We start from the raw sequence: 13,960 nt of genomic DNA, 5'->3' as shown, positions 1-13,960 counted from the left end.
CAACATTTCCCTGTAGGAGCGAGCTCGCTCGCGATGGTAGTCAACGATAACGCTGGAAACCTGACACCCAGTGGTGCTCTCGGGTTTTTCGCGAGCAGGCTCGCTCCTACAGGGTTTTGTGCACGGCAATAAAAAAACGCCCGCGCTCGTGAGAGCAGCGGGCGTTTTTTGTCATGCGCGAAAATTATTTCGCTTTCACACCTTCAAACGAGATGATCAGTTTTACTTCGTCGGACTGTGGACCCAGGTCCATCATCTTGCCGAAGTCAGAACGCTTGATGCTGGTAGTGCCTTCGAAGCCGGCACGGTAGCCGCCCCATGGATCCTTACCTTCACCCACGAAAATGGCCTTGACCACGACCGGCTTGGTCACACCATGGATAGTCAGGTCGCCGGTCACGTCGGCAGTGTCTTTGCCTTCGGCGTTTTTGCCGGTGGACTTGACGCTGGTGGAAACAAACGTGGCCTTGGCGAATTTGTCCACTTCCAGGAAGTCTTTGCTGGAGATGTGCTTGTCGCGCTCGGCATTGTTAGTAAAGATACTGGCGGTGTTCACATTGAAGGTGATCTTGCTGTCTTCAGGCTTGGTAGCGTCGAAGCTGAACGTGCCGTCGACGTCCTTGAAAGTACCGTAGATGTAGCTGTAACCCAGGTGGCTGATCTTGAAGTTGACGAAGGCGTGCTGGCCTTGTTTGTCGACGACATAGTCAGCGGCCATTACGTTACCGGCGGACAGCAGCGCGGAACCGATTGCCAGAGCGGCGAGAGTCTTTTTCAACATGCTTTGTTTTCCTTGGGAGTCGAGGTTGAGCTTCAGGCTTTGCGACCCAGCATTCGTTTGAGGGTCACATCGCGATCGATAAAGTGGTGCTTCAATGCTGCCAACGCGTGGAGTCCGGAAAAAATTACCAGCGCCCACGCCAGGTAGAGGTGAATCGCACCGGCGTTATCTGCCTGGTCCGGCAGTCCGGAAACCAGTGCAGGCACTTCAAACCAATCAAACACCGGGATCCCGACACCCTCTGCGGTGGAAATCAGGTAACCGGCAATCATCACAGCGAACAAACAGAGATACAGAAAGCCATGGCCGAACTTGGCGCCCAGGCGCGTCATGCGGCTGTAGCTTGTCAGCGTCGGTGGAGGTGGACTGATGAAGCGCCACAACACGCGCAACACCATGACCGCCAGCAGAATCAGACCGATGCTCTTGTGGATATCCGGTCCTGCCTTGCGCCAGGGATCGTAGTAGCCGAGATCGACCATCCACAGGCCCAGGGCAAACAAACCGAAAACCGTCAGCGCCACAGCCCAGTGCAGAAAGATGCTGACCCCGCCGTAGCGGGAAGTAGAGTTACGTAGCTGCATTGCCTAGATCCTGTAAGTGCTGGCCCAAGACTATCGAGTTATCTATCGAATTAAAGCCGAAAATTTCGCTTTGAAATATCGAGAAATACGATCAAGAGTCTGAAATGGCTGAGTTAAGGCGAGATTAAAAGGCCAATGAGTGAAAAAGAATGTAGCCCAACCCAAGAACACCTTGGCACAAAATTTATTCGATTGGCGGCCACTGGTTTTTCTTCATGCATGAAAAGCGTGGCCCTTGAGCCTGGATCAGCAAACGTCCGATCTCTGTAGGAGCTGGCTTGCCAGCGAAGGCGGCCTCGAGTCTTGCATCGACAATCAGGATGCCTTCGCCGGCAAGCCGGCTCCTACAGGGTTACTTCCATAACTGACCGGCATCATGCCCCAGCGATAAATGTATTTAAGACAAGCCATAAATATGTATCGCCATTTCCGTGTTTGAACTTGATTAACTGAGCGCTCAACAATTCATTGATCAAGGTGAAAACATGGCTGTTACGTTTACCCCATTCCAAGCAAGTGGCACTTCGGTGCTGCCTCCAAATCAAACGATGTCGCCCGGACAGTTTCTTTTGTCCGATAACAGGCGGTTCAGCTTACTATTACAGGCTGACGGAAACTTGGTTATTAAAGATGGTGAAGTTGTAATTTGGGTTGCAGATGACAACCAACCTTATAGCAGGACCCTATATCAGAAAAAAATGAATGAGCCTCTGCGGTTTGTGATCGCCAATAACGGGATGCTATACGATCCTGCCAGAAGGCGTATGTGGATTGCCGAAAGCACCCATAGCATTGATAAATCGCTTTGGTACAACACTTGTATGGTTATTCAAGATGATGGAAATCTGGTCATTTACGATCAACGCACGGGAGATCTGCGCTGGGCCCGCTTTGGATTTGCTCCTGGTCGTATCCCAAAACCAACGGAAAGATTCACCAAAGTGCTACCGGATGGTAAAGAAATTTATGAATGGAAATTTTCACTAGGTCCGCTCTAATTATTATTAATGACTTAGCAATTAGTAGCTTTTGAAGACTGGAGGCGGGTTTAGGCAATCAGGATGGTACGGATCAATATGGCATTTATGCGCCAGTTCCGAACCAAGTCCTCCAGGAAAGAAACGGCCATTTGCACAGCCAGCAAGTATTATAAATATCAATATCGTTACTAGTGCTTTCATATGTCCTCCAGTTTTTGAAGAGCATATATTTTCAATTCGGGCGTTACCTATCATTTGTTTCTGATTATTTTGTGGGAAGTATCTGATGTATCGCTAAAACCTGTAGGACCGGATTGTGAGGTGTGCAATTCCGGACATTGCACAGGCAAAGCGGGCATGTCTCACGAGCAAAAAAAAGCGCGACCCTCGGGCCGCGCTTTTTTACGCCTGACCTTTACTGAGCCTTGGTCTCAGTGGTCGGTGTGGTCGCTGGCTTCTTCACCGGCTCAGCTTTTTTCGCCGGTGCCTTGGCCGTGGCTTTTTTCGCCTCGGTCTTGGCTGCCGGTTTCTTCACCGGCGCTTTCGCCGGCGCCTTCTTGGCAGGCTCGGCCTTCACCGGCACAGCAGGCTTCGGTGCCTCGACTGGTGCTGGCGCAACTACCGGAGCTGGAGTCGGGGCTGGTGCAGGCGGCACAACAGGCTCAGGCGCCTTGACCGGTTCCACCTTCTTCTCATCATCCGAACCACCGAACAGGTTGCTAAAGAAGTTGCCCTTCTTCGCTGCCACGGCGCCGGCTGCCGCTGCGGCTACCACTGGAACGGCCTTGGTCGGTTCAAACGACTTGCCGGCCGCCAGGTCTTCGACTTGGCTGGCCGCACGCTGGCCAGTACGCAACGCGCCTTCCAGGGTGCCCGGATACAAGGTGTCAGTGTGTTCACCGGCAAAGGCTACACGCTGAACAGGACGCTCCCACAGGCGCCAAAACTTGCTGATCTGCCCCGGGCCGAAGGCCAGGTAAGCGCCGCCCATCGAAGGGTCGGTGCTGTAGCGACGGATTTCATAGCCGGTAAACGAACCGCGCGCCTGTGGATAAAACTCGTGCAGGCGAATCAGTACCTGATCGACCATCTGTTTGTCGCCGAACGCCTGCATTACGCGGGCGTTATCGCCGGACAGGTTGATCACCACGTTGGCGCCGCCCTTCAAGGCAGGCTCGATCCACAACATGCCCAGGCCAGTGTTGCTGTAGATCTCGCCGGACATGCGCGCCTTGCTTTCCCACACTGGCGTCTTGAACTTCAGCATGATCTGGTCACGCCAGCCGTAGTTGGTGCCCTTGATCGCCGCCAGGTGCTGAGCATCCAGCGCCGGGGTCATCTGGATCTTGTTCAGGGCGCGCAACGGCACGGCCAATACCACGTAGTCGGCCTTGTAATCGGCGCTGCCGGCCTTGACGGTGACACCGTCCTTATCTTGGGTAATGGTCGAGACAGGGGAATTGGTCTTGATGGTTTTCAGTTGCTTGACGAAGGCCTGGGCCAGCACCGGGCTGCCACCGACCAGACGCGAAGCGCGCAGGTCACGGTCGGAAACGCCAAGGTATACGCGGCTCTGTTGTGCGAAATACAGCAGCGACAGGCGCGAAGGCTCGTCATAACGGGTACGAATCTGCTGATTCACCAACTCACGGGCAGTGGCCGGCAGGTTCAGGCGATCGAGCCAGTTGGACACATTGATCTGATCCAGGGCATGCAGTGTGTTGCTGGATGCCGGGTTCTGCGGATCGTCGATAGAACGCGCCAGGTCATCCAGGGTTTTTTCGTAGCGTTTGAGTGCTTCGGCGGTGGCCGGCTGCTTGGTCGCCAGATCCGCAGCGCTGAAGTATTCGCCGTTGATCAGATAGCCAGGGGTCCGTACAAACTCAGGCGCCGGCGTGGTGCTGAGCTTGAAAGTCGATACGTACTTGTTGAGGACCGGTTGGGTCTTGTCGTTGCCGATCCACTCGCTGGTGGCCATGCCGGACCGACCGCCCAGACTCGGCTTGGCTTCCAGCAGCGTGACCTGCCAGCCTTTGTTTTGCAGCTCATAAGCGGCGGTGAGGCCCGCAACCCCGCCACCGATCACGATCGCGGTTTTATCCTTGGCCAGCGCAGACACGCTGAACAGCCCCAACATCACCAGCGCACAGGCGCGTAGCCAACCGACAGACATTCAGCGAACTCCGGAAAAACACGTAGGAAAAAACTGTTTTGCGAGTCAGACGACTCAAAGAACCGCGAAGGATACGTCAGCCCTCAGACGCCCGCCAGCAACGTCTAACGGTCTATACAAAGTAGCTCAATCGACACAATGGGTTGTTCCAACGGCACGCATTGCATAGGCTTGCGCGATTGTATGTCCGCGCGTGTCACGGATCGCCTCGAGGAGAGTGAAAATGGGCCTGAATAATCAGTGGATGCAACGCGATCTCGCTGTGCTGTGGCATCCCTGCACCCAGATGAAAGACCACGAACAACTGCCGCTGATCCCGATCAAGCGCGGTGAAGGTGTCTGGCTGGAAGATTTCGAAGGCAAGCGCTACCTCGACGCCGTCAGTTCCTGGTGGGTCAACGTGTTCGGCCACGCCAACCCGCGGATCAACCAGCGCATAAAGGATCAGGTCGATCAGTTGGAGCACGTGATCCTCGCCGGCTTCAGCCATCAACCTGTGATCGAGCTCTCCGAGCGTCTGGTGAAGATGACGCCGGAAGGCCTGACCCGGTGCTTCTACGCCGATAACGGCTCGTCCTGCATCGAAGTCGCGCTGAAAATGAGCTTTCACTACTGGCTCAACCGCGGCCAGCCGAACAAGAAACGCTTCGTCACCCTGACCAACAGCTATCACGGCGAAACCATGGCGGCGATGTCAGTGGGCGACGTGCCGCTGTTCACCGAAACCTACAAAGCGCTGCTGCTCGACACCATCAAGGTGCCGAGTCCGGATTGCTACCAGCGTCCGGAGGGCATGAGCTGGGAAGAACATTCGCGCAATATGTTTGCCGCGATGGAACAGACCCTGGCCGAGCACCACGACACCGTCGCGGCGGTAATCGTCGAGCCGCTGATTCAGGGCGCCGGCGGCATGCGCATGTACCACCCGGTGTACCTCAAGCTGCTGCGCGAAGCCTGCGACCGCTATGGCGTGCACCTGATCCACGATGAAATCGCCGTGGGCTTCGGCCGCACCGGCACCATGTTCGCCTGTGAACAGGCCGGTATCCGTCCGGACTTCCTCTGTCTCTCCAAGGCGCTGACCGGCGGATACCTGCCTCTGGCCGCGTGCCTGACCACCGACGAGGTCTACAGCGCCTTCTACGACGACTACCCAACCCTGCGTGCCTTCCTGCACTCGCACAGCTACACCGGCAACCCGCTGGCATGCGCGGCAGCCTTGGCGACGCTGGATATTTTCGAAGAAGACAACGTCATCGAGAAAAACAAGGCCCTGGCGCAACGCATGGCCTCCTCCACCGCGCATCTGGCCGATCACCCGAACGTCAGCGAAGTGCGTCAAACCGGCATGGTGCTGGCCATCGAAATGGTCAAGGACAAGGCCACCAAGGAAGCTTATCCGTGGCAAGAGCGCCGTGGCCTGAAGGTGTTCCAGCACGCTTTGGAACGCGGTGCGTTACTACGGCCATTGGGCAGCGTGGTGTATTTCCTGCCGCCGTATGTGATCACTGCGGAGCAGATAGACTTTCTGGCCGAAGTGGCCAGCGAAGGCATCGACATCGCCACCCGCGACAGCGTCAGCGTGGCGGTACCGAAGGACTTTCATCCGGGTTTCCGTGATCCGGGCTGATTGATTTCAGCGGAATTTCTGTGGTGCCTGGTCTGTCGCTTTCGCTGGCAAGCCAGCTCCTACAGGGGATCGCGGTCGTTGTAGGAGCTGGCTTGCTAGCGATAAGGTCGGCACGACCTTCAGATGATTTACACCTTTTTCAGAGACCCAGCATGAGACTGTCCCGCTTCTTTATCGACGCCCCCTGAGCATCGGCGAGCACGAACTGCCCGAAGCCCAGGCCCATTACATCGGTCGAGTGCTGCGCATGGCCGAAGGCGATGCTTTGCAGCTGTTCGACGGCTCGGGTCATGAGTTTCGGGCCACGCTAGTCGAAGTCGGCAAGAAACGCGTTGTGGTGCAAATCGATGAAAGCTTCGCTGGCCAGGTCGAGTCGCCGTTGCAAATTCATCTCGGCCAAGGCCTGTCCCGTGGCGAGCGCATGGATTGGGCCATTCAGAAAGCCACCGAGTTGGGCGTCAGTGAAATCACGCCGATTTTCAGCGAACGCTGTGAAGTCCGGCTCAAGGATGAACGTGCCGATAAACGCCTGTTGCACTGGCGTCAGGTGGCAATCAGCGCGTGCGAACAATGCGGGCGTTCAAGGGTGCCGGTGATTCATCCACCGTTGCTGTTGGCCGACTGGTTGAAACAGACCGAAGCTGAATTGAAGCTGGTATTGCATCCGGTAGCCGAGCCGCTGGTCAGTCATGCCAAGCCTTCGACCCTGGCGTTCCTGATCGGCCCGGAGGGTGGGCTGTCGGACGCTGAAGTGGATCAGGCCAAGGCCAGCGATTTTCATGCTGCCCGCCTCGGTCCGCGGGTGTTGCGCACCGAGACCGCGCCGGTTGTAGCGCTGGCGGTAGCCCAACAGCTTTGGGGCGACTTCTAGGGCCTCTTCGCGAGCAAGCCCGCTCCCACATTAGAACTTCAGCGAATGCAAAATTTGTGTTCGGCAGAAGTCAAAGGTGGGAGCGGGCTTGCTCGCGAATGGCCGCGGCGCGGTCTAGAGGACGATCTTTGAGGCGCTACTGCACCGGATCACTTACCGGTTTGGCGATGATCGCCTTCAGTTCGCTAGTCATCGGAAACTCAAGGTTCAAACCTTTCGGCGGGATTGGCTGTTCGAACCAGCGCTGGTAGATGCCGTTGATTTCCCCTGAGCTGTAAAGATCGGCCAGCGCACCATTGACCAGCGCCAGGAACTGCGGATCGTCCTTGCGCACCATGCAGCTGTAGATTTCCCGCGACTGTTCCTCCCCAACCACCACCCACTTATGCGGGTCATGAGCCTTTGCCCGCTCGCCGTATAGCAGCGCGTCATCCATGTAGAACGCCGCCGCCCGACCCGACTGCAGCATCTGGAAGGCTTCGCCGTGGTCCTTGGCGCTGATCACGAACATGTCGATCTTGTGGTCGATGTTGTAACTCTTCAGGAAGCGCTCATTGGTGGTGCCGGCGGTTGTCACCACGTTCTTGCCGCGCAGGTCGGCGAAGCTTTTGATGCCGCTGTCTTTAGCGGTCAGCAACTGACCTTTGACGTAGATGAAACCGTAGGAGAACGCCACCTGCTTCTGCCGCTCGGCGGTCACGCCGGTGGAGCCACACTCCAGATCCACGGTGCCGTTCTGCACAAGCGGAATGCGGGTTTGCGAGGTCACCAGGTTGTAATTCACCTTGAGATCCGGCAGTGCCAGTTGCTGCTGGATACGCTCGACAATCTTGCCCGCCAGATCCACCGAATAACCCATCGGTTTGCCGGTGTGATCACCCACATAAGAGAACGGCACCGACGCATCACGATAGCCCAGGGTGATGGTCTTGGCACTGGCGATCTTACTCAGGGTGCCGGTCAGTGGCGCTTCATTGGCCTGAACCTGACCGCCGAGCAACAGACCGAGCGTGCAGCCGAGCAACGTGATTTTTTGCATTGTTATTCTCCGTTGTGGGTAGTGTTTTTATCAGATTCGGGCGGCGGTGACGGCGATTTCCACCAGCACATGCGGCCGCGCCAGTTCAGCCTGAACAGTGGTGCGGCTTGGCGCCTGTCCCGGCGACAGCCACGCCGACCAGACCTCGTTCATCGCGGCAAAATCTTCGGTGATGTTTTGCAGGTAAATGGTCGCGCTGAGCAGATGATCCTTGTCGCTGCCAGCCTCGGCCAGCAAGGTGTCGATTTTCGCCAGCACCTCGCGGGTCTGGCCGCCCGCATCCAGGGCATAGCCCGGCACCTGGCCGGAGAGAAACACCAAATCGCCAAAGGTCACGGCGCCAGACAGGCGCGGGTTGCTGTGCAGTCGGGTAATGGTCATTGCAATGTCCTCTTCGAATGGAATTCACGCAGCGCGGTGATTGAAACCGTGCAGGTCGATGGAAGGCTGGCGCTGGCCAATCAGCTCGCTTAGCAGCCGACCGCTGCCGCACGCCAAGGTGAAACCCAACGCGCCATGGCCGAGGTTGAGCCACAAATTGCGATATGCCGTGGCACCCAGCAGCGGCACACCGTTGGGCGTCGCCGGGCGCATGCCGGCCCACTCCACGGCCGCCTCGTAGTCGCCGGCATCAGGGAATGTGTCGCGGGCCTGGCGCTTGATCAAGGCCAGACGCTCGGGATCGACAGCGGGGTCGAAACCGACGATGTCGACCATCGCCGCCACTCGCAGCTGTTCGCCGATACGCGCGTAGACGATCTTGCGGTCGTAGTCGGTGATGCTCACGTCCGGCGCCCGATGTTCGGCGCCGATTGGCACGGTCAAGCTGTAGCCCTTCAGCGGATACAGCGGCAGGCGCAGGCCCGGTAGCGCTAGCAGCGGACTGCGGTGGCCGGCGGCGATCACCAGGTGTTCGACCGGCAGCACCTCTTTACCCAGCTCGATAGCGCTGACCGCTCCGTTGCTGTGGCGGATTCCAGTCACCGCTTGACCAAGGCGAAATTCGCAACGGCCAGATGTTTTTAACCGCGCCGCCAGTTGCTGACAAAAACCGTGGCAATCGCCGACCTCTTCGTCCGGCGTATAGATCGCGCCCACAAACGGCCCATCGGCCAGCGCCGGGTCTAGATCGGCACACTCGACAGCCGACAGCACCTGCTGCTGTTGCGGATCGGCGAGACTCTTGCGTGCATGCTCGAAGCTGCCGGCGCTGCGGAAAGTCACCAGTTTGCCGTTACGCCGCCACTGGAAGCCCGTCAGCTCATCGTCCTCACGCCAAGTCCTCAATGTGTCCTGACTGAACAGCGCAAGGCGCAGCAAGTGCGCAGCATTCTCGCGGTTCACCGAGCGGCGGCAAGCGCCAAGAAACGAAGCCATCCAGCGCCACTGCACCGGGTCCAGACGCGGGCGCAGCTTCAAGGGCGAATCACCGCGCAGCATCCAGCCGATGGCTTGCAGCGGCACACCGGCGTCAGCCAGCGGCGCAACGTAGCGATAGGAGAGCTGGCCGCCGTTGGCGAAACTGGTTTCGCTGCCCAGCGAGTCACGGGCTTCGACCACTGTCACTTCAAAGCCGTCGCGCACCAGCGCATAGGCCGTTGCGAGGCCAATCACGCCGCCGCCGATGATGCACACACGAGCCATATTCGTCCTTAAAACCGTTGTTAAGTCGAGGCCGAGGTTAGAGCCAGGTGACAGGCGGCGGACAATGAATAAAGATGCCAGACCCATAAACAAAGGTTATGGACTTGCCATGCGTCTTCGTCACATCGAGATTTTCCAGGCCATCCGCCAGACCGGTTCGATCAGCGCGGCCGCGCAATTGCTGCACGTCTCGCAACCGGCGGTGACCAAAGTGCTGCAACATGCCGAGCAGCAGTTGGGTTTCCCGTTGTTCTTGCGCGTACGCGGCAAGTTGCAGGCGACGCCCGAAGCGCTGGAGCTGGAGCGTGAGGTCGATAAGGTCAGCGAAAGCCTGCAAGGCGTGCGACGCCTTGCCCAGAGCCTGCGCCGCGCGCCGGGCCGCAGCCTGCGAATCGGCGCCACCCCGGCGCTGGCCCTTTCGTTACTGCCGCCGGCCATTCACGAATGGACCGGGCGCTACCCGGACATCGCCTGCGAACTGTCCAGCGCCCATAGCCGCGAGCTGGTGCAGAACCTGCTGATGCGCGAAGTGGATGTCGCCCTGACCCTGCAACGACCGGATCATCCGGGATTGAAGGCCCAGGCCTTGGCGTCCGGGGTACTGGTGGCATTGGCGCCGAAGGGTTACTGGCCGGACGAGAACGTCGGCCAACCGCTGCCACTGATGGCCCTTGCCGATGCGCCCTTGATTGGCTTGTCCAGTGCCGACCCGTTGGCCGCCCGGCTCGACAGCTACCTCGAAGCGGTCGAGCCGCCGCCCCGGGTGCGCATCGCCGTGCAGACTTATTCGCTGGCCCGGGCGATGGTGGAATCCGGAGCAGGGCTGGCGGTGATCGACCCGTTCACGGCCCTCGGCGCGTCCCCTGCTACGACTACCATTCGCCCACTGGCGCCGCCGCTGCCCATCACCCTGTACGCAGTGACCCGCGCCACCGAACCACCGCCCCATACTTTGAACGACCTGTTACAGATCTTCAGCCGCCGGGCCCAGGAACAACTCGATCGCCTGATCCCGACACCTTCTTGAATATGGTCACAAAAAAACTGTAGGAGCGAGGCTTGCCCGCGAAGGGGCCCTTAAGGCCGCCAAAAGCTTCGCGGGCAAGCCTCGCTCCTACAGGTCTATGTGTTCATGATTAGAGGACGTAAAACAAGATCGCCACAAAGTGCAGCAAGCTCCCGGCGATCACGAACAAATGCCAGATCCCATGGGCATGCCGCAACCGATGATCAAGAGCAAAAAAGATAATGCCCACGGTGTACAACACCCCGCCCGATGCCAGCCAGGTGAAGCCGGCGCCGCCCAGCGCCGCCAGCAATGGCTTGACCGCCACCAGCACGATCCAGCCCATCACCGCATAAATCACGATCGACAGAATCCGCGCCTCCGAGCGCGGTTTGATCTCTTGCAGGATGCCAATCAGCGCCAGTCCCCAGACAATTCCGAACAGCGTCCAGCCCCACGGTCCGCGCAGGGTGACCAGGCAGAACGGCGTGTAGCTGCCGGCAATCAGCAGGTAGATCGAGAAGTGATCGACCTTCTGCATGATCGCTTTCTTGCGCCCGCGCACGCTGTGGTACACGGTCGATGCGCTGTACAACACCAACAGGGTAAAGGCGTAGATTGCCATGCTGACAATTTTCCACGGATTGCCGTCCAGGCTGGCGACAACGATCAGCCACACACCGCCGACAAACGCCGCCAATGCCCCGACCAGATGCGTCCAGGCGTTCAATCTTTCCCCGTGATACATCGTTTCCCCACCTCGAAAATCGTTAATACGCCTCAAGCGTAAAAGCGCAATGTTTCAGAACACAAGGCCCTTGTAGGAGCCGGCTTGCTGGCGAAGGGTCCCTTGAATTTAGCGTTGTTTCAAAGACAGCCTTCGCTGGCAAGCCAGCTCCTACAAAGGTCCGCCAATAGCGGGCACAATCGGGTCATTCCAAAAAGAGTCTGCACCATGCTGATCGACGAAGAGTTGACCCTGAAAAAACTCGAGGTGTTCCTGGCCTTCATGCGCACCGGCAATCTGGCCCGGGCCGCTGCCGAGTTGCAGACCAGCAACGTCAGCGTGCACCGGGCAATCCACTCCCTGGAAAGCGCCCTGCGCTGCCCGTTGTTCAAGCACGAAGGCCGCAACCTGACACCGCTGGAAAGCGCCTACGTATTGGAGGAGCGAGCGCAGAAGCTGATTCAGGACGTGGTCGAAAGCGTGCGCCTGACCCGCGAGGCCGCCGGTTTTTCCGCCGAGCGCTTCAAGCTGGGCTCGCTGTATTCGCTGACGGTGAAGACCGTGCCGCAATTGATCATGGGCCTGAAAATCCGGCGCAGTGAGCTCAACATCGATCTGATTCTCGGCTCGAATTTCGACCTGTTGTACAAGCTCAAGAACATGGAGGTCGATGCGATTCTGGTGTCCCTGGACGACAGCATCAACGACCCGGACCTGGAGCACATCGCGCTGTTTTCCGACGATATCTTCCTGGCCACGCCAGCCGATTCCAGGTTTGCCCAAAGAAGCGAAGTCGACCTGGCCGAGGTCCGCGACGAAACTTTCATCACCCTGACCCAGGGCTTCGCCACGCATCAGGATAGCAATCGGGTATTCAGCCAGGCAGGGTTCGAGCCGAAGGTGGCGATGCAGGTCAATGACATCTTCACCTTGCTGAGCATGGTCAGCTCCGGTGTTGGTTATGCGTTGCTGCCGGGGAGGATTGCGGCGGTGTATGAGAACCGGGTGAAGCTGATTCCGTTGCAGGAGAAGTATCGAATGCAGCAGCACATTGGCGTGGTGTTCATGAAGGCCAAGGAGCGCGACCCGAATCTGCTGGCGTTGCTGGCGGAATGCCGGATGTATGCCAATCGCCAGATCTGAACCCGAGTCGCGCCCTTCGCGGGCAAGCCTCGCTCCTACAGGATTTGCGTATGCCGCAATATTTGTGCACGACACAAAACCTGTAGGAGCGAGGCTTGCCCGCGAAGGCGTCAGGTCAGTCGACTCTCGCTCGAAACTTAACCAACAATCGCGCGAACAATGAAGTACAACAACGACGGCCCAAGCAAGCACCCAAGCCCGGTATGGAAGGTCGCGGTCAACGCCCCATAAGGCACCAACCGCCGATCAGTCGCCGCCAGCCCCGCTGTCACACCGCTGACCGTCCCGGCCAAACCACCAAACACCATCGCCGAACGCGGGTTATCCAGGCCCATCCAGCGCGCCGCCATCGGTGTGCCGACCATCACCAGAATCGCCTTGATCAACCCGGTAGCAATCGACAGCGCCATCACATCCGAGCTCGCGCCAATCGCCGCGCCGGTTACCGGGCCGACGATGTAAGTCACCGCGCCCGCGCCGATGGTGGTCATGCTGATCGCGTCGCGATATCCGAACGCCCAGGCCATGCACGCACCGACAATGAACGGCAGCACCGTGCCCAGCAGCAGCGCGATCACGCCGACCAATCCGGCCTTCTTCGCTTCGGTGGCCTGCACTTCGAATGCCGTGGCGACGATGGCAAAGTCCCGCAGCATCGCGCCGCCCATCAAGCCGATACCGGAGAACAGCGTCAGGTCCGCCAGACCTTTCTGCCCGCCGGTCAGGGTGCCGCCGACCCAGGCCAGGACCAGGCCGATGACGATGGCAATCGCCGAGCCGTGAATGCGCCCGAAGGTCAGGCGCTTCGAAAGAATGACCGATACCCACATGATCACGCCAACGAACGCGAACGCCGTGACCAGACTGTTATTTACCAAGCCTTTCTCCATGAGATCCCACATATCAGCGACCTCCTACTGGAGTGCCGACCGGAGTAACTTCGGGCGGTTCATCGGGCAACGGTTCGCCTTTGTGGGTCCGGCTGATCAAGGCAATGGTGCAACCGCAAACCACCACCGAACCGATCGCCGCCAGCACCGCCACCGGGCCGCCATGCAGGGCCGTGACCACATTCTGTTGCGCGGCCATGGCCACCACCACCGGAATGTACATGGCGCCCCAGAAGCCAACGCCCATCTCGCAATCCTTGGTCATGCCGCCGCGTTTCTGCATCCACAGCCGCGCGCAGATCAGCAGGATCATCGCGATCCCGACCCCGCCGACGTTGGATTTGACGCCCAGCAAAACACCGAGCATGTCGCCCATGATCACCCCTGCCAGCGTACAAATCGCCAACAGCGCCACACCGTAAATAATCATTGTTGTCGTCCTCAAAGTGCATCGTCGAATGTTCTTTTTGTTGTTCGAAGGCCTGAGTCGGT

General features: G+C 58.6%; 13 protein-coding genes and 1 pseudogene. 5 read left to right on the top strand and 9 right to left on the bottom strand.

From position 1 onward, the window contains the following. Window positions 1-184: 184 nt before the first annotated feature. The gene (locus CES87_RS02610; RefSeq protein WP_128604835.1) at window positions 185-781 is read right to left on the bottom strand and encodes a YceI family protein; all 597 of its coding nucleotides are present in this window, start codon (window positions 779-781) and stop codon (window positions 185-187) included. A gap of 32 nt (window positions 782-813) precedes the next feature. Continuing rightward, window positions 814-1,365 carry a cytochrome b gene (locus CES87_RS02605; RefSeq protein WP_128604834.1) on the bottom strand — a complete coding sequence of 184 codons (552 nt, stop codon included), beginning with the start codon at window positions 1,363-1,365 and terminating at the stop codon, window positions 814-816. A 485-nt stretch (window positions 1,366-1,850) separates the two neighbouring features. Between CES87_RS02605 and CES87_RS02600 the strand changes: the two genes are divergently transcribed. After that, entirely contained in the window at window positions 1,851-2,363 is a 513-nt protein-coding gene (locus CES87_RS02600) for a hypothetical protein (protein WP_128604833.1), read from the top strand. Window positions 2,364-2,760: 397 nt separating this feature from the next. Here the strand turns inward: CES87_RS02600 and CES87_RS02595 are convergent, their stop codons facing one another. After that, entirely contained in the window at window positions 2,761-4,518 is a 1,758-nt protein-coding gene (locus tag CES87_RS02595) for a flavin monoamine oxidase family protein (RefSeq protein WP_128604832.1), read from the bottom strand. Between the two features lie 223 nt (window positions 4,519-4,741). On the opposite strand from CES87_RS02595, the gene CES87_RS02590 reads away from it, so the two are divergent. Together CES87_RS02590 and CES87_RS02585 are read left to right on the top strand one after the other, a co-directional pair. Beyond that, window positions 4,742-6,148 (top strand): adenosylmethionine--8-amino-7-oxononanoate transaminase, encoded by a 1,407-nt coding sequence (locus tag CES87_RS02590; RefSeq protein ID WP_128604831.1) that lies wholly within the window; start codon window positions 4,742-4,744, stop codon window positions 6,146-6,148. A gap of 152 nt (window positions 6,149-6,300) precedes the next feature. Beyond that, a pseudogene (locus CES87_RS02585) lies at window positions 6,301-7,019 on the top strand (16S rRNA (uracil(1498)-N(3))-methyltransferase). Between the two features lie 136 nt (window positions 7,020-7,155). Here CES87_RS02585 and CES87_RS02580 read toward each other — a convergent pair. The 3 genes from CES87_RS02580 to CES87_RS02570 are packed head-to-tail and all read right to left on the bottom strand — an operon-like array spanning window position 7,156 to window position 9,702. Further along, a complete protein-coding gene (locus CES87_RS02580; RefSeq protein ID WP_128604830.1) occupies window positions 7,156-8,058 on the bottom strand; it encodes a transporter substrate-binding domain-containing protein in 903 nt (300 codons plus the stop codon). Window positions 8,059-8,088: 30 nt separating this feature from the next. Further along, window positions 8,089-8,439, bottom strand: coding sequence for a RidA family protein (locus CES87_RS02575; protein ID WP_128604829.1), 351 nt, complete (start codon window positions 8,437-8,439; stop codon window positions 8,089-8,091). Window positions 8,440-8,463: 24 nt separating this feature from the next. After that, on the bottom strand, window positions 8,464-9,702 hold the full coding sequence (locus CES87_RS02570) for a D-amino acid dehydrogenase (RefSeq protein ID WP_128604828.1): 1,239 nt from the start codon (window positions 9,700-9,702) through the stop codon (window positions 8,464-8,466). A 109-nt stretch (window positions 9,703-9,811) separates the two neighbouring features. On the opposite strand from CES87_RS02570, the gene CES87_RS02565 reads away from it, so the two are divergent. Beyond that, window positions 9,812-10,729 (top strand): LysR family transcriptional regulator, encoded by a 918-nt coding sequence (locus tag CES87_RS02565; protein WP_128604827.1) that lies wholly within the window; start codon window positions 9,812-9,814, stop codon window positions 10,727-10,729. Window positions 10,730-10,838: 109 nt separating this feature from the next. Here the strand turns inward: CES87_RS02565 and CES87_RS02560 are convergent, their stop codons facing one another. After that, on the bottom strand, window positions 10,839-11,456 hold the full coding sequence (locus CES87_RS02560; protein ID WP_128604826.1) for a hemolysin III family protein: 618 nt from the start codon (window positions 11,454-11,456) through the stop codon (window positions 10,839-10,841). A 207-nt stretch (window positions 11,457-11,663) separates the two neighbouring features. On the opposite strand from CES87_RS02560, the gene CES87_RS02555 reads away from it, so the two are divergent. Beyond that, a complete protein-coding gene (locus CES87_RS02555; RefSeq protein ID WP_128604825.1) occupies window positions 11,664-12,578 on the top strand; it encodes a LysR substrate-binding domain-containing protein in 915 nt (304 codons plus the stop codon). A gap of 137 nt (window positions 12,579-12,715) precedes the next feature. Here CES87_RS02555 and madM read toward each other — a convergent pair whose 3' ends face one another. Then, entirely contained in the window at window positions 12,716-13,480 is a 765-nt protein-coding gene (madM, locus tag CES87_RS02550; RefSeq protein ID WP_128604824.1) for a malonate transporter subunit MadM, read from the bottom strand. A gap of 1 nt (window position 13,481) precedes the next feature. After that, window positions 13,482-13,898, bottom strand: coding sequence for a malonate transporter subunit MadL (gene madL, locus CES87_RS02545; protein WP_128604823.1), 417 nt, complete (start codon window positions 13,896-13,898; stop codon window positions 13,482-13,484). Window positions 13,899-13,960 lie beyond the last annotated feature (62 nt).

Origin of the sequence: Pseudomonas sp. ERMR1:02 (assembly GCF_002277815.1) — a bacterium.
Lineage (GTDB): Bacteria > Pseudomonadota > Gammaproteobacteria > Pseudomonadales > Pseudomonadaceae > Aquipseudomonas.
This window is presented reverse-complemented; position numbering and strand designations above follow the sequence as displayed.